Genomic DNA, 15643 nt, shown 5'->3' with positions numbered 1-15643 from the left:
AGCGCTCGTCCGAAGCACAGCGACTTTGGATTTCACGCCAATCCCTTCCCGTCCTTCGGGTGGAGCACCGAATTCGCGATCACGATCCGCTGAATCTCCGACGTTCCTTCATAGAGCTCCGTCACCTTGGCATCGCGGTAGTAGCGCTCCACGGCGAACTCTTTCGTGTACCCGTATCCCCCGTGGATCTGGACCGCCCGATCCGCGGCCATCCGCGCGACCGCGGAGGCCTTGAGCTTGGCCATGGAGGCATACGGCCCGTAGGGGATGTCCTGGTCCTTCATCCAGGCGGCTTGGAGCGTGAGGAGCCGCGCCGCTTCGATCTCGGTTCTCATCTCCGCGATCATCCACTGAATCGCTTGGAAATCGCCGATCTGCCTGCCGAATTGGTACCGGTCCCGCGCGTACCGCGATGCGGCTTCGAGCGAGGCCTGCGCGATGCCGAGCGCCTGCGCCGCGACTCCGATCCGCCCGCCGTCCAGAGTCTGCATGGCGACACGAAACCCCCGACCTTCGTCGTGGAGGCGGTTGCACACGGGCACGCGGCAATCCTCGAGGACCAATTCTACCGTGTCCGAGCCCCGAATTCCCATTTTGTCGATGTTCTTCCCGATCGCGAGCCCAGGGGAGCCCCGATCGACGAGGAAGGCGCTGATCCCCCGGTGCTTGGATTCCTGGCTCGTTCGAGCCAGCAGCACGATCACGTCCGCGTACTTTCCGTTCGTCACGAACGTCTTCGAGCCGTTGAGGACGTATTCGTCGCCGCGCCGCTCGGCGCGCGTGATCAGTGCGGCGGAATCCGATCCGGAACCGGACTCCGTGAGCGCGAACGCGCCGAGCTTTTCCTTCGCGAGACTCGGGAGCCAACGGGTCTTCTGCTCGGCCGTCCCGAAACGGTTGATGGGGCCGGCGGCGACCGAGTTGTGCACCGAGACCGTGATGGCCACCGCGGCCGAGGCGCGCGCGAGCTCCTCCATGACGATCACGTAGCCGACCGCGTCCACGCCGACGCCGCCGTACTCCTCCGGAATCAGGAGGGCGAAGAAATTGTTCTCCCGGAGCTTCTTCCGGAGGGATTCCGGAATCTCCTCGGTCGCGTCGATCTGATGGGCGATCGGCGCGATTTCCCCCTCCGCGAACGCGCGGGTGAGCGCGCGGAGCATTTCCTGCTGCTCCGTCAGCTGAAAGTTCATCGCGACCTAGGAATCCGGGTACTCGTAGAACCCCCGGCCGACCTTCCGGCCCAGGCGGCCGGCCGCGACCATGGTGCGTAGGAGCGGACAGGGGCGGTATTTATCGTCGCCGAATCCGCGCTGCAGGACTTCCAGGATGTCGAGGCACACGTCGAGGCCGATCAAATCCGCGAGCGCGAGCGGCCCGAGCGGATGATTCATGCCGAGCTTCATGACCGTGTCGATCGCTTCCCGGGTCGCCACTCCTTCCTGAAGCGCAAAGACCGCTTCGTTGATCATCGGCATGAGAATCCGGTTCGAGAGGAATCCGGGGCGGTCTTCGACCAGGACGGGGGTCATGCCGAGCGCTTTCGCCACCTCCATCGTCGTGCGCACCGTCTCCTCGGAGGTCTCCAAACCGCGCACGACTTCGACGAGCTGCATCACGGGGACGGGATTCATGAAGTGCATGCCGATGACGCGTGACGGGCGCGACGTAGCGGCGGCAAGCTCCGTGATCGAGAGGGACGAGGTGTTCGTGGCCAGGATCGCGTCCTGGGGAAGAACGCGGTCCAGCTCCCGGAAAACCGTCTTCTTGAGATCCAGCCGCTCGGGCACGGCCTCGACCGCGATCGCGCAGTCCGCCAGGGATTCGCCCGGCGCGACATTTCGGATGCGGCCCAGGACAAGCTCGCGGGCCCCGGCGTCGAGGGTCCCCTTCTTGACGAGGCGGTCGAGGCTCGTTCCGATCGAGGCTCGCCCTCGTTTGAGGCTTCCCTCGTCCTGATCCCTCAGGTACACCTGCCGGCCCGCCGCCGCGAACACCTGAGCGATTCCGCTCCCCATGGTGCCCGCTCCGACCACGAGGACGGGGCGGGTCGCCATCGCAACAGGCACTACACCGCCTCCACGCTCAAGGCGACCGCGTTGCCCCCGCCCAGGCAGAGCGTCGCGAGCCCGGTTTTCGCCTTCCGGTCGCGCATCGCGTAGAGGAGCGTCGTGAGCACGCGCGCACCGCTCGCGCCGATCGGATGTCCGAGCGCGACGGCGCCTCCGTGTACGTTGAGCTTCGAGAAATCCCAATCGAGCTCCCGGGCGTCGACGATGGCCTGGGCCGCGAACGCCTCGTTGGCTTCGATCAGGTCCCAGTCGTTGGGTTTTCTGCCGAGCTTCTCGGCGAGGCGCTTGACGGCGACCACCGGGGCGTAGAAGACCATCTCCGGCGCCACGCCGCCGGTGGCGTATCCGGTCACCCGCGCCATCGGCTTCGCATGGGTGCGCTTCACCGCCGCGCCCGACATCACGACCACCGCGGAGGCGCCATCGTTCAACCCGGGCGCGTTCGCGGCCGTGACCGTGCCGTCCTTCTCGAAGGCCGGCTTGAGCTTCGCCAGCGATTCCATCGTCGTGTCGGGCCGCGGCCGCTCGTCGACGCAGAAGCACTTCGGCTCCCCTTTTTTCTGCGGCACGAGGACCGGCACGATCTCGTCTTTGAATTTCCCTTCCTTCTGCGCCCGCACCGCCTTCTGGTGGCTTTCGACCGAGAAGCGGTCCTGATCCTCGCGGGTGACCTTGAACTTCCGCGCGATCAGCTCCGCCGCGTTTCCCATGTGGAAGTTGTTGAAGGAATCCCAGAGCCCGTCGTAGATCACGTCGTCGATCAACTCCCCGTTCCCGAGGCGGTATCCCACGCGCGCCTTGGGCAGGAGGTAGGGGGCGTTGGACATGGATTCCATGCCCCCGGCGACGATGATGTCGGCGTCTCCGGCCCGGATGGCCTGGGAGGCGAGCATCACCGCCTTGAGCCCCGAGCCGCACACCTTGTTCACCGTCGTGGCGCCCACGGAATCGGGGATCCCCCCTCGGATCGCCGCCTGGCGGGCGGGCGCCTGCCCGACTCCCGCCTGCACGACGTTCCCCATGAGGACCTCCTCCGCCAGAGCCGGCTCGATTCCGGCGCGGCTCACCGCCTCGCGGATCACGACCGCGCCCAACTCGGGCGCGCGAAGGGGCGAGAGCCCGCCCAGGAACTCTCCGATCGCGGTCCGGCAAGCGCTCACGATGTACGCGTCACGGTCTGCCATTTCGAATCTCCTTCCTCGATGCAACCGGAGGCGCCGGGCGATACCGCGAAGCTATCGCGCGATGCCTTCCGCCTCCCGCAAGAGCTCTCGAGCGATAACGAGACGCTGGATTTGAGACGTGCCCTCGCCGATTTCCATCAGTTTGGCGTCCCGGAAATAGCGTTCCACGGGATGGTCGGTCATGTAGCCCGCCCCACCGTGGATCTGGATCGCGGTGTCCGCCGCCTTCATCGCCACGGTGGAGGCCATGAGCTTGGCCATCGCCCCGTGGCGCGTGATCGGCGCGCCGCGGTCCTTCATGCGTGCCGTCTGGTAGACGAGGAGCCGGGCCGCCTCGATCTGGGTGACCATATCGGCGAGGAGAAGCTGGATCGCCTGGAACTCGGCGATCGCCCTGCCGAACTGCTTGCGCTCGCGGGAGTAGCGGAGCGCCGCGTCGAGCGAGGCCTGTGCGATGCCGACCGACATCGCCCCGATGGAGATGCGGCCCCCGTCCAGCGTCTTCATGAATTGGGTGAATCCCTGTCCTTCCTTTCCGTCAGGCGCGAGGAGGTTTTCCTTCGGGAGCCTCACGTTCTCGAAAAGAAGCTCGACCGTGTCGCTGGCCCGGTGCCCGAGCTTCTTCTCGCGCGTTCCCGCGCTGAACCCCGGGGTTCCCTTCTCGATGATGAAAGCGGAGATCCCCTTGACCCCGATCCCCGGCGTCGTGACCGCGGTGAACACGGCGGTCCCGCACACCGAGCCGTTGGTGATGTAGATCTTGCGGCCGTTGACGAGGTACTGGTCCCCCTCGCGCACGGCGCGGGTCTTGGTGCCGCCGGCATCGGAGCCCGCCTCCGGCTCGGTGAGCCCGAAGGCGGCGAGCTTCTCGCCCGAGCAGAGCGAGGGAAGGTATTTCTTCTTCTGCTCCGCCGTGCCGAAATTGTAGATGGGGGATGTCCCCAGCGAGACATGCGCCGCGAGGGTGATCCCCGTCGAGGCGCACGCGCGGGAGATTTCCTCCACCGCCAGGACGTACGAAAGCGTATCGAGCCCCAAGCCGCCATATTCCTCGGGGAAGATCATCCCGAAGAGGCCGAGCTCCCGCATTTTCTTGATGTTGTCCCAGGGGAACTCGTTCTGCTCGTCGTACCGAGCCGCCTTGGGTGCCACCTCTCCGTCCGCGAACTCGCGAAGCATGTCGCGGAGGCGGGTCTGTTCCTCGGTCAATTCGTAAAGGTCGTTCGACCTTGCTTCCGCCATCGTTTCCATCCGGGTCCCCGCGCCGGTCAGACCGGCATCTCGCAGACTTCCTCGACCATGAGCTCCGCCTCGGTCGATTTCAGGATCTCATCCACGGTGACGCCGGGCGCGCGCTCTTGGAGCTTGAGCCCCTGCGGGGTGACCTCCATGACCGCGAGATCGGTAATGATGAGATCGACCACTTTCTTTCCCGTGAGTGGCAACGTGCACTTCTTGAGGATCTTAGAGCTCCCATCCTTGGCCGTATGGAGCATCGTCACGACGACCCGTTTCGCCCCCGCGACCAGGTCCATCGCGCCGCCCATTCCCTTGACCATCTTCCCGGGGACCATCCAGTTGGCGAGATTACCATCCTGATCTACTTCCATCGCGCCAAGGATCGTGAGGTCGACGTGACCACCGCGCACCATCGCGAAAGAGTCGGCGCTCGAGAAAAACGAGGCGCCAGGGAGCACCGTCACGGTCTCCTTCCCGGCGTTGATCAAATCGGCGTCCTCTTCGCCCTCGAGAGGGTACGGCCCGACGCCCAGGATGCCGTTTTCCGACTGCAAGGTGACCTTGATTCCGTCGGGGATATGGTTCGCCACGAGCGTCGGCATCCCGATCCCGAGATTGACGTAAAAACCGTCCCTAAGCTCCCGCGCGGCTCTTCGGACGATTCGTTCTCTTTTCAATTCGCTTGGGTCCATACGTCCCCTGGAAAATGGTGTCGACGAAGACTCCGGGCGTGATGACCGTGTCGGGGTCGATCACGCCGGGCTCGACGAGCTGTTCCACCTCGGCGATCGTATGCTCCGAGGCGGTCGCGAACACCGGGTTGAAGTTCCGTGCGGACATCCGGTACACGAGGTTCCCGCTCCGGTCCCCCCGATGTGCCTTCACGAACGCGAAATCGCCGCGGATCGGCATTTCGAGCACGTACTCACGGCCATTCAGGACGCGGAGCTCCTTTCCCTCCGCGACGACGGTGCCGACACCGGTGGGCGTATAGAACCCTCCGATGCCCGCGCCGCCGGCGCGTACGCGTTCCGCAAGCGTGCCTTGCGGAATGAGCTCGACCTCGAGCTCGCCGCTCAAGAACTGCCGCTCGAAGATCTGGTTCTCCCCCACGTAGGTCGAGATCATTTTCCGGATCTGTTTCGTTTGGAGCAGGAGCCCCAGGCCCCAGTCGTCGACTCCGGCGTTGTTCGAGACGCAGGTCAGATCTTTGACGCCGGAATCGCGCAGCGCAAGGATCAGGTTCTCGGGTATGCCGCAGAGCCCGAAGCCGCCCAGGAGAATCGTAACGCCGTCCCGAACCCCCGCCCGCTCGAGCGCCTCTCGCGCGCCCCGAACCGCCTTGTTCATCGGGAGGACCCGGCCCGAACGGAGTCGTTTTCGCGGGTCGCGCTCCGGATGTAATCGATGATCGCAGAGGTCGGAGTGCCCGGCCCGAAGAGCTCTCCGACGCCCGCCTGCTTCAGCGCGGCCATGTCTTCCTTGGGGATGATCCCGCCCCCCGTGAGCAGCACGTCGCCGATTCCCTTCTCACGCATGAGCGCAAGCACGCGGGGGAAGAGCGTCATGTGCGCGCCCGAGAGAATCGAGAGCGCGACCGCGTCGACGTCCTCCTGGACCGCGGCTTGAACGATCATCTCCGGGGTCTGGTGAAGGCCGGTGTAGATCACCTCGAAGCCCGCGTCGCGCATCGCGCTCGCGACGACCTTCGCTCCCCGGTCGTGCCCGTCCAGCCCCGCCTTCGCGACCAGCACCCGGATTTTTTTCGCCATGGCCCCCGGCTCTCCTAGAATACCGCCGGCTCGCGGTAGACCCCGTAGGCTTCCCGGAATGCGTCGGAGATTTCGCCGAGCGTCGCGTACGCCCGGACGGCGTCGAGCACGTACGGGACGAGATTCTTGTTGCTCAGGCACGCGTCGCGGAGGGAGCCCATGGCGCGTTCCCAGCGCGACGCGTCGCGGCGCGCCCGCAACGCACGCACGCGCTCGATCTGGCGCCGCTCGATCTCAGGATCGATCTTGAGAACGGGAATGGAAACCTCGTCCTCGCCGCCGAAGCGGTTGACCCCGACGATGATCCGGCGGCCCTGCTCGACCTGCATTTGGAACCGGTAGGCAGAATCCGCGATCTCCTTTTGTGGGAATCCCCGCTCCACGGCCTGGATGATCCCGCCCATCTCGTCGATGCGCCGGATGATGCCGGCAGCCTCCTCCTCCATCCGATCGGTGAGGGCTTCGAGGAAATAGGAGCCCGCAAAGGGGTCGACCACGTTCGTGACGCCCGTTTCGTGGGCGATGATCTGTTGCGTGCGGAGCGCGACGGTGGCGGCCTCTTCGGTGGGAAGCGCCAGCGTCTCGTCCATGGAGTTCGTGTGGAGCGACTGCGTCCCGCCGAGCACCGCGGCCAGGCCCTGGAGCGCGACGCGCGCCACGTTGTTGAGCGGCTGCTGCGCGGTCAGAGAAACGCCCGCGGTCTGCGCGTGCGTCCGAAGCATCCAGCTCCGCGGATTCTTCGCCCCGAAGCGGTCGCGCATGAGCTTCGCCCAGATGCGCCGACCGGCCCGGAACTTCGCGATCTCCTCGAAGAAGTCGTTGTGGACGTCCCAGAAGAAGGAAAGCCGAGGCGCGAAGACGTCGACGTCCATGCCGCGCTTCAAGCACTCCTCCACGTAGCCGATTCCGTCTGCGATCGTGAAGGCGAGCTCCTGCACGGCGGTCGCGCCCGCCTCGCGGATGTGATAGCCGCTGATCGAAATCGAATTCCACTTCGGCATGTGCTCGGCGCACCACTCGATCATGTCCACGCAGATCTTGACCGACGGGCGAGGCGGACAGATCCACTCCTTCTGCGCGATGAACTCCTTCAGCATATCGGCCTGGACGGTGCCGCCGAGCTTCTCGGGCGGGATGCCCTGCTTCTCGCCGACCACCACGTACATCGCGAGGAGGACGATCGCCGGCGCGTTGATGGTCATGGACGTCGTGACTTGGTCGAGCGGGATGCCCCGGAACAGGATCTCCATGTCCTCGAGCGAGGAGATGGCGACCCCCTCGCGCCCGACCTCGCCGATCGCCATCGCGTGGTCCGCGTCATAACCCATCAGGGTCGGCATGTCGAACGCGGTCGATAGCCCCGTCATGCCCTGCGCGAGGAGGTAGTGGAAGCGCTGGTTCGTGTGCTCCGCTGTTCCGAAGCCCGCGAACTGGCGCATCGTCCAGAGCCGTGTGCGGTACATCTCGGGGTGGAGACCGCGCGTGTAGGGGAACTGCCCCGGCTTGCCCAGCCTGCCTTCGAGGCCGGGTTTCACGTCGTCGGGCGTGTAGAGCGGCTGAACCGGGATGCCGGAGAGCGTCTCGAAGAGCGGATCAGGGGCCGGCGATTCGGGCGTTTCCGGCGCGCGGGGCCTGGGCTCGGTTTCGCCGCGGCCGGCCGAGCGCTCCCCGCGCTTGGCCGCCGTATCAGTTCGGGCTGCTGCTCTCGCCATGGTCCGTCATCCTTTCGATCAAATCACGCGCCGCGCGATACGGGGAAATCGTCCCCTCGAGCACTTGATCCGCGGCACGGTCCAGAAGCGCCCCAAGGCCCTTCCGCCCCCACGCCCCCTCGAGAAGCCTCTCGCGCACCGCGTTTTTCAGGCGCGCGCGGATCTTCTCGCGCCGGAGCCCCCGCGACACGGAGGGATCCCCGAGGTGGGCCCGGTGCTTCTCGATCGCCTCGTTCAGCTCCTCGATCCCCCGCCGTTCCGTGGCGACCGTGTTCACGATCGGCGGACGCCACGTGGCCGTGGGGCGCAAGGCGAGCGCCGATCGGATCGCGGCGGCCAGCTGGTCCGCACCCGCGTGATCCGACTTGTTCACGACGAAGATGTCGGCGATCTCCATCAACCCCGCCTTCAGGGATTGGATCGCGTCCCCCGACTCGGGGGTCAAGACCACCACCGTCGTGTCTGCGGCCTGGGCCACGTCCAGCTCCGATTGGCCCACGCCCACCGTTTCGATCAGCGTGATATCGCTTCCCCATGCGGAGAGAAGCTCGCACAGCTCTTCGGTTCGCGCCGCGAGCCCGCCGAGACTCCCGCGGGTGGCCATGCTCCGGATGAAAACCCCCGGGTCCGTGGAAAGCTCGCTCATCCGGACGCGGTCGCCGAGGATCGCGCCACCGGTATAGGGACTCGTCGGATCCACCGCGATGACCCCCAGCCGCCGCCCCTGGCGGCGCAAGAGGAGCGCCATTTCCGCGACCAACGTGCTCTTCCCCGCCCCCGGTGGACCGGTGACCCCCACGCGGGGGGCCGGCGGCCGCGCGCCATAGATCTGGTCGAGGAGCGTTTCCGCTCCGCGCTCGCCGTTCTCGACCAGGCTCATGGCCCGGGCTAGAGACCGCGCGTCCCCGCGTAGCAACTCCTGGGCTAAGGGCAGGGAAGACCGCAATTCTCCGCTCCGTTTCGGAGCGGTCAATATTCCATCCCCGCGCGCGATTCGATTCCCTTCCGGTAGTGGTGCTTGATCTCGCGCACCTCGCTCACCGTGTCCGCCAGCTCCACCATGGCCCCCGGGGCGCTCCGCCCGGTCCAGATCATATCCATCCACCTCGGGCGGGCCTTCGCCAGGGCCAGGACTTCCTCCACCGGGACGAGGCCGAAATCGGTGACGACATTGATCTCGTCCAGGATCAAAAGGTCATGCTTCGCCGCGCGTACGATCTCCCATGCCTTGTCGAGTCCCTGGCGCGCGAGCTCTCGATCCTTGGGATCGGGATTCTTGGGGTCGACGAACGCGACCCGCCCGAACTGCCAGACCTCGACTCGCGGAAGAGAGCGGAGCGTATCCAACTCGCCGTAGATGCGTCCTTTCATGAACTGGACGATCGCGATCGAAAATCCGTGACCGTGCGCGCGAAGGGCGCACCCGAACGCCGAGGTGCTCTTCCCCTTGCCGGGTCCCGTGATGACGAGGAGAACGCCTTGGCGCGTTCCCCGGCCTGCGCCTGGCTCGACCGATCCCTCTGCGGCAACGTCATTTGCGGCGCTTTTGGACATCAAGAGATCCTACCACCGGGCGGGATAGGTGTCAAAGGCTCACGCGTGTTCATCGAGCGCGCCGACCGATGCAGAAGCCTCGCTTCCAACTCGCGACGGGGCGAGTTGCGGGCGCACGTGAATGCCCTGGACTTCTTGGATCGTTCCATCACGCGAATGTCGTGAGGATCGACCGGGCGACCCGGAACGCCGAGTCGGGGCGCCCGATGGCGCGCGCGTTGGCCTTCATCCGTTCGAGATCGGCGGGGTCCGCGAGAAAGTGCGCGAGCTTGACTCTCAACTCGAAGAGATCGTGCACCCGCACCGCGGCTCCCGACTCCTGCAAGTAATCGACGTTCCTCTCCTCCTGGCCGGGGATCGGCCGCAGCGCCACGATCGGCACCCCCCGCGCCATCGCCTCGCTCGAGGTGAGCCCGCCGGCTTTGCCCACGAGAAGATCCGCCGCCTCGAGGAACATGGGAATCCGCTCGGTGAAGCCGTGGATCTGGATCCTCCGCCCCTGGCCCTCCACCCTGCCTGAAAGCCGATGCCGGAGCGCATCGTTTTTCCCCGCGATGACGAGCGCCTGCACGGTCTCCGGGAGACGCAGCACGACCTCCACCATCTCCTCCATGGGCCCCCACCCGAACCCGCCTCCCATCAGGAGCAGCGTCAACCGCCCGGGGTCCGGATCGAGCTCGAGCTCCCGCCGCGCGGCCTCCCTGCCGACGCCGGTCGCGAACCGGGGATCGATCGGCACGCCGGTCACCTCGATCCGCTCCTCTCGCACGACTCCGGTTTCGCGCAGCTCCTCTTTCGCAGCCTCGGTCGCCACGAAATACCGGTCGATCCCCGGGTAGACCCAGATCGGGTGGATCGAGAAATCGGTCACCGCGCAGTAGACCGGAACGGGGACTAATCCGCGCTCGCGGAAGAGCGAGAAAACCTCCACCGGCAGAAACTGCGTGCAAAGGATGGCGTCCGCCCTGAAACGCCGGGCGGCCGTTATGAAGTCGCGGCAGCCCGCCGCGAGGATCGCGGACCGGAGCCGCTGCCGGAAGCTCCTTGCGGGGATTCTCTCCGCGCGGCGGTAGAAGAAGCCCCAGACGCGGGGCACGCGATCCACGAGGCGGTTGTACGACGAGGCGTAGAAGGTGCGAAGAAATGGCGAGGAGAAATCGAGCGCGTCGCGCACGATCGGCTCGCACGTGGGGTCGAGCGAGCGAAGGGCGGCCTCGACCGCGCGGGCGGCGCGTTCATGCCCCACGCCGGCGCGGACGTGCAGGATCAGGATCCGCCTCCCGGCCGAGACGGCGCGCGGATCAGTAGAACTGGTTCCGGCCTCCCGGGTAGGCATTGGATACGTGCTGGACGAGGAGCTCTTCCCCATCAGCCCTCCACGTGATCCCGATCACGTCGAAGCGCACCGGTCGATCGAGCAAACCCCGCCGCGAAAGGTAGCCGGCCGCGGCTCTCGCCACGTCCTCCCGCTTCTTCGGGCCCACGGCGTCCAGGGGTGTCGCCCGCCCCCCGGCGGTCCGGAACTTCACTTCGACAAAAACCACTTGGTCCCGGTCGCGAGCCACGAGATCGATCTCCCCCCGCCCCACCCTCACGTTCCGGTCCACAACTTCCAGTCCGCGAAGCATCAGAAATTCCGCGGCGATCCTCTCGCCGCAGCGCGCCGCCCTCTCCCGCCACATCCCCGGCCCCCGTTCCCGAGGCGCTTCCCGCTTCAGAAGCCCTCCAACACCTCCTGCACGAAGAGAAGCTCTCGGACGGGGCGAAAGCTCTTTCGATGAATCCCACACGGTCCGTGGACCCGAAGCGCCTCGCAATGCTCCGGGGTCGCGTACCCTTTGTTGTGCTCGAATCCATACAGCGGATACGACACCGCCTGCTCGTCCATCATCGCGTCGCGCGTCACCTTCGCGAGGACGGAGGCCGCCGCCACCGCGAGGCTCTTGGCGTCGCCATCCACAACGGCTTCGCAGGGAGCGTCGCAGACGAGCGCGTCCAGCCCATCAACAAGAAAGCCCTGGGGGGTCATCCCCAGGGCTTCGATCGCCCGGCGCATCGCGAGGAGGGAGGCCATGCGGATGTTGAAGGCATCGACCTCCATCACGCTCCCCACCCCGACACCCATCGCGACCGCCTGGACGCGAATCCGCTCGAGCGCCTCTTCGCGCTCGGGCGCGGTCATCGCCTTCGAATCGCGAACGCCGGGAAGCTTCGTCCCCGGTCGAAGCACGACGCACGCGGCGACGACCGGACCGGCGAGCGGTCCGCGCCCCGCCTCGTCGACCCCCCCGAGGAGATCACCCCAGCGGCCGCGAAATCCGTCATCGAAGCGGGCAAGCCCCCGACGCGCCATGGCCTAAGGCCCCGGTCTAGGCGCTCTCGGGGTTCAGCTTCTCGCGCTCGCCGACCTTCGCCGACTTGCCCCGTTTCCCCCTCAAGTAGAAGAGCTTCGCCCTGCGAACCTTCCCCTTGCGGGCCAGGTCGATCTTGGCCACGGCCGGGGAATGGAGCGGGAACGTCCTCTCGACGCCGACACCTCCGGATACCTTGCGGACCGTGAAGCTCTGTCGCATCCCGCTTCCGCGGATGCTGGTGACCACGCCCTGGAAGACCTGGGAGCGCTCTTTCTCTCCTTCGATGACGCGCACGTAGACCTTGATCGTGTCGCCGGGAGCAAACTCCATCTTCCGATCCGTCTTGAATCGGTTTTCGAACCGCTCCACCGTGCTCATGGTTCCTCCTCTTTCTTTATCTCGTCCAATAGCGATCGGTCTTCGTCGCTCAGCGAGCGCCCGAGGAGCAGATCGGGACGCCGATGCCATGTTCGGCGGAGCGCTTCGCGGCGCCGCCACAGCCGGATGCGCTCGTGATTTCCGCTCAGCAATACCTCCGGCACGCGCCGGCCCTCGAACTCTTCGGGGCGAGTGTACACGGGAGCGTCCAAAAGAGGCTCCGAAAAGGAATCCGCCTCCGCGGATTCCGCGTCCCCCAGCACCCCCGGGATGAGCCGCGCGACCGCGTCCAGAATCACGATCGCCGCAGCCTCCCCGCCCGAGAGCACGTAGTCGCCGATCGAGACCTCCTCGGCGCCCAGGCGCGAGATCACCCGCTCGTCGATCCCCTTGTACCGCCCGCAGAGCACCGCGATCTCGCGCGCATCTTTGAGCTCCTGCGCCCAGCCCTGCGTGAAACGGCGCCCCTGGGGGGAGGTGACGAGCATGCGGGGCGAATCGGCGCCCGCCCGCCGGCGCACGCTCTCGTAGGCTCGCACGATGGGCTCCACCTTCATCACCATGCCCGCGCCGCCCCCGTAGGGGTAGTCGTCGGTCGTGCCGTAGCGGTCGGACGTGAAGTCGCGGATCGGGACCATCACGACCTCCAGGAGCCCCTTTTCCCGGGCGATCCGGATCATGCCCTCATCGAGCGACCCCGAGAAAAATCCCGGGTTCAACGTCAGGATCGAGAAGCGCATTCCGGCTCCCCCGCGGGCTACTCGCTCAGCCCGGGCGGAACCTCCACCGTCATCTCGCCGCGCTCCAAGTCGATCGACAAGACGACGCTCGCCAAGAACGGGAGCAAGGTCTCGCCCCGTGAACCCCGTACGACGATGACGTCGTTGCTGCCCGTCGAGAAGATGTCCGCGACCGTGCCGAGCTCCGAGCCCTCGCGGGTGAGGACGCGAAGCCCGAGCAGCTCGAAGCGGTAATGCGTCCCGTCCGGCAACGCCGCCACGTCCCGGCGGGGGATCGTGAGATCGGCGCCTCGGAGCGCCTCCGCCTCGGTGCGTGTCGCGACTCCCTCGAAGCTCAGGAGGAGCCGCTCCCCGAACGGGCGCGCGGCCCGAACGGTCAGCGGCCGCTCCATGCCGCCCACGAGGCGCGCCGTGACCCTTCCTCCCGGCGCAAACCGCTCGGGGGCGTCGCTCCAGACGTCCACGACAACTTCGCCCTTGATCCCGTGAGCCCGCGCGATCGAGCCCACCAGAATCGGCTCCTCGGGTCGCTCAGTCGGCAATCTCGAGCACGGCGCGCCGGTCCCCGGCGCTTGCAGACGCAGAGAGGAGCGTCCGCAATGCGTGCGCCGTCTTCCCTTCCCTGCCGATCACCTTTCCCAAATCGGTCGGTCCCACGCGCAGGGTGTAAACCGCGGTTTGCCCGGTGACGCGCTCGTCCACGTGCACGAGATCCGGATGGTCCACCAGGTTTCGCGCGCAATACTCGATGAACGCTTTGAGCCGCGCCGGATCGCTCATTTCTTCGGTTTCTTCGCCGCCTTCGCCTTGGGCCCGCCGGTCGCCTTCTTGGCTTTGGCCTTGGCCCGGGTCTTGGCTTTCTTCTGGCTCCCCTTGGTGACCGGCTTCGCCTTGCGAGCCGCCTTGGCGACGCCCTTCGCCTTCTTCGCCTTCTTGGGCTTCGCTTCCGGCGCCTTCACCTCGGCCCCCTCGGGCCGGGGTTCGAGGGGGAGCGGCGCCGGACGAAGCGCCCCGGGCGCGTGCTTCGCCATCATCACCCCGACGGACTCCGAGGGCCTCGCGCCGCGGCGGATCCACTGCTCGAACCTTCCCGCATCGACGTGAAACTTCGCCGGCTCGGTCAGGGGGTCGTAATAACCCAGCTGCTCGATGTAGCGGCCGTCGCGCGCAAATCTCGAATCCGCGACGACGACGCGGTAGAACGGGCGTTTCTTGGCGCCCGCCCGCTTCATGCGAATGACGACTGACATTCTTCGGCTCCTCCGTGGTGGTACGTGGGGCGGAGAGCGTCCGGCTACGACATCCCCATCGGGAGCCGCCCGCGCTTTCCGCCGAAACGCTTCAGCATCGTTCGCGCCTGGTCGAATTGCCGGAGCAGGCGGTTCACATCCTGCACCGTGGTGCCGCTGCCGCGAGCGATCCGCTTGCGGCGGCTGCCGTCGATAATCTGGGGCCGGTTTCGCTCCTGACGCGTCATCGATTGGATGATCGCCTCCGTCCGCCGGAGATCCTGGTCGCTGACCTGGGTCGGGCTCTTCACCCCGGGGAGCATCTTCAAGAGCTCGTCGAGCGGACCGAGCTTTTTCATCTCCTGAAGCTGCCCGAGAAAATCCTCGAGCGTGAACCCCTCCTTGCGAAGCTTCTTTTCGAGCGCTTCGGCCTTGGAGTGATCGAGCCGCTCCTGGGCGCGCTCCACCAGCGTCACGACGTCCCCCATGCCCAGGATGCGCGACGCGAGCCGGTCCGCGTGAAACGTCTCGAGCGCATCGGGCTTCTCACCCACGCCCAGATAGCGGATCGGCGCGCCGCAGACCGCCCGCAGCGAGAGGGCGGCTCCGCCCCGCGCGTCTCCGTCCAGCTTCGCAAGAATGAACCCGGTCACTCGAAGGCTCTTCGTGAAGGCTTCGGCGATCTGGACCGCGTCCTGGCCCGTCATTCCGTCCAGAACAAGGAGCGTTTCGGTCGGCTGGAGCGCCTCCTGAAGCCGGGTCACTTCGCCCATCAGCTCCTCGTCCACGTGGAGCCTGCCCGCCGTGTCCGCGATCAGAAGGTCGAAGCCCTCCCGATCCGCCCGAGACCGGGCCTCTTGGGCAAGACGGATGGGGTCCTTCGCGCTCCGGTCTGCATGGACCGGCGCCCCAATCGATCGGCCGAGCACTTCGAGCTGGTCGACCGCCGCCGGGCGCCTCAGATCCAAGGCCGCGAGCAAGACGCGCTTGCCGCGCTCCTTCCAGTGGCTCGCGAGCTTCGCCGCGCTCGTGGTCTTGCCAGAACCCTGAAGCCCGGCCAGCAGGACCACGGCCGCGCGGTTCGACGGAAACTGCGTTCCGGCCGCGGAAGTACCCCCGAGCGCCGAGACCAGCTCGTCGAACACGATCTTGACGACCTGCTGCCCGGGCGCGACGCTCTGCAGAAGCTCGGCACCTACCGCCCGAGTTTCCACACGCTTACAGAGGTCACGCGCCACGACGAGGTTCACGTCCGCTTCGAGGAGAACCCGGCGGATTTCCCGGACCGCGTCCCTGACGTCCTGCTCGCTCAACCGGCCGCGGCCAGTCAGCTTCCGGAACACTCCGGCCAGCTTCGTGGTCAGCTCGTCAAACACGCCGGAGGAGCTTCCTTTCTGTCATGGAACGAA

19 protein-coding genes are annotated in these 15643 nt (G+C 66.6%); all 19 read right to left on the bottom strand.

Annotated features, from left to right (window positions below):
- Nucleotides 1-32: 32 nt before the first annotated feature.
- The gene (locus tag E6K76_01500) at nucleotides 33-1193 is read right to left on the bottom strand and encodes an acyl-CoA dehydrogenase (protein TMQ60698.1); all 1161 of its coding nucleotides are present in this window, start codon (nucleotides 1191-1193) and stop codon (nucleotides 33-35) included.
- A 6-nt stretch (nucleotides 1194-1199) separates the two neighbouring features.
- Nucleotides 1200-2057, bottom strand: a complete 858-nt coding sequence (locus E6K76_01495) for a 3-hydroxybutyryl-CoA dehydrogenase (protein TMQ60715.1) — start codon at nucleotides 2055-2057, stop codon at nucleotides 1200-1202.
- Nucleotides 2058-2068: 11 nt separating this feature from the next.
- Nucleotides 2069-3256 (bottom strand): acetyl-CoA C-acetyltransferase, encoded by a 1188-nt coding sequence (locus E6K76_01490; protein TMQ60697.1) that lies wholly within the window; start codon nucleotides 3254-3256, stop codon nucleotides 2069-2071.
- Between the two features lie 51 nt (nucleotides 3257-3307).
- Nucleotides 3308-4498, bottom strand: a complete 1191-nt coding sequence (locus E6K76_01485) for an acyl-CoA dehydrogenase (GenBank protein TMQ60696.1) — start codon at nucleotides 4496-4498, stop codon at nucleotides 3308-3310.
- Nucleotides 4499-4524: 26 nt separating this feature from the next.
- Nucleotides 4525-5187 (bottom strand): CoA transferase subunit B, encoded by a 663-nt coding sequence (locus E6K76_01480; protein TMQ60695.1) that lies wholly within the window; start codon nucleotides 5185-5187, stop codon nucleotides 4525-4527.
- On the bottom strand, nucleotides 5129-5845 hold the full coding sequence (locus tag E6K76_01475) for a CoA transferase subunit A (GenBank protein ID TMQ60694.1): 717 nt from the start codon (nucleotides 5843-5845) through the stop codon (nucleotides 5129-5131). Before E6K76_01475 ends, E6K76_01480 begins: the two co-directional genes overlap by 59 nt.
- Nucleotides 5842-6267: a cobalamin B12-binding domain-containing protein gene (locus E6K76_01470; GenBank protein TMQ60693.1), complete on the bottom strand. Its 426-nt coding sequence runs from the start codon at nucleotides 6265-6267 to the stop codon at nucleotides 5842-5844. The genes E6K76_01475 and E6K76_01470 overlap by 4 nt, the downstream gene beginning before the upstream one ends.
- 14 nt (nucleotides 6268-6281) lie before the next feature.
- Nucleotides 6282-7979, bottom strand: coding sequence for a methylmalonyl-CoA mutase (locus E6K76_01465; protein ID TMQ60692.1), 1698 nt, complete (start codon nucleotides 7977-7979; stop codon nucleotides 6282-6284).
- Complete coding sequence (gene meaB / locus E6K76_01460) at nucleotides 7954-8859, bottom strand: methylmalonyl Co-A mutase-associated GTPase MeaB (protein TMQ60691.1); 906 nt, start codon at nucleotides 8857-8859, stop codon at nucleotides 7954-7956. The genes E6K76_01465 and meaB overlap by 26 nt, the downstream gene beginning before the upstream one ends.
- Nucleotides 8860-8948: 89 nt before the next feature.
- Nucleotides 8949-9533: a cob(I)yrinic acid a,c-diamide adenosyltransferase gene (locus E6K76_01455; GenBank protein ID TMQ60690.1), complete on the bottom strand. Its 585-nt coding sequence runs from the start codon at nucleotides 9531-9533 to the stop codon at nucleotides 8949-8951.
- Between the two features lie 148 nt (nucleotides 9534-9681).
- Nucleotides 9682-10902: a glycosyltransferase gene (locus tag E6K76_01450; GenBank protein TMQ60689.1), complete on the bottom strand. Its 1221-nt coding sequence runs from the start codon at nucleotides 10900-10902 to the stop codon at nucleotides 9682-9684.
- Entirely contained in the window at nucleotides 10835-11215 is a 381-nt protein-coding gene (locus tag E6K76_01445; protein ID TMQ60688.1) for a YraN family protein, read from the bottom strand. The genes E6K76_01450 and E6K76_01445 overlap by 68 nt, the downstream gene beginning before the upstream one ends.
- 32 nt (nucleotides 11216-11247) lie before the next feature.
- The gene (locus E6K76_01440; GenBank protein TMQ60687.1) at nucleotides 11248-11886 is read right to left on the bottom strand and encodes a ribonuclease HII; all 639 of its coding nucleotides are present in this window, start codon (nucleotides 11884-11886) and stop codon (nucleotides 11248-11250) included.
- A gap of 16 nt (nucleotides 11887-11902) precedes the next feature.
- Nucleotides 11903-12265: a 50S ribosomal protein L19 gene (locus E6K76_01435; GenBank protein ID TMQ60686.1), complete on the bottom strand. Its 363-nt coding sequence runs from the start codon at nucleotides 12263-12265 to the stop codon at nucleotides 11903-11905.
- Complete coding sequence (gene trmD / locus E6K76_01430) at nucleotides 12262-13005, bottom strand: tRNA (guanosine(37)-N1)-methyltransferase TrmD (protein TMQ60685.1); 744 nt, start codon at nucleotides 13003-13005, stop codon at nucleotides 12262-12264. Before trmD ends, E6K76_01435 begins: the two co-directional genes overlap by 4 nt.
- Nucleotides 13006-13022: 17 nt before the next feature.
- The gene (gene rimM / locus E6K76_01425; GenBank protein ID TMQ60684.1) at nucleotides 13023-13589 is read right to left on the bottom strand and encodes a ribosome maturation factor RimM; all 567 of its coding nucleotides are present in this window, start codon (nucleotides 13587-13589) and stop codon (nucleotides 13023-13025) included.
- Complete coding sequence (locus E6K76_01420; GenBank protein ID TMQ60683.1) at nucleotides 13537-13785, bottom strand: KH domain-containing protein; 249 nt, start codon at nucleotides 13783-13785, stop codon at nucleotides 13537-13539. Before E6K76_01420 ends, rimM begins: the two co-directional genes overlap by 53 nt.
- The gene (rpsP, locus tag E6K76_01415; protein TMQ60682.1) at nucleotides 13782-14255 is read right to left on the bottom strand and encodes a 30S ribosomal protein S16; all 474 of its coding nucleotides are present in this window, start codon (nucleotides 14253-14255) and stop codon (nucleotides 13782-13784) included. Before rpsP ends, E6K76_01420 begins: the two co-directional genes overlap by 4 nt.
- 44 nt (nucleotides 14256-14299) lie before the next feature.
- On the bottom strand, nucleotides 14300-15610 hold the full coding sequence (locus E6K76_01410; protein TMQ60681.1) for a signal recognition particle protein: 1311 nt from the start codon (nucleotides 15608-15610) through the stop codon (nucleotides 14300-14302).
- Nucleotides 15611-15643: the final 33 nt, after the last annotated feature.

It is taken from the genome of Candidatus Eisenbacteria bacterium, assembly GCA_005893275.1.
Classification (GTDB): domain Bacteria; phylum Eisenbacteria; class RBG-16-71-46; order SZUA-252; family SZUA-252; genus WS-7.
This window is presented reverse-complemented; position numbering and strand designations above follow the sequence as displayed.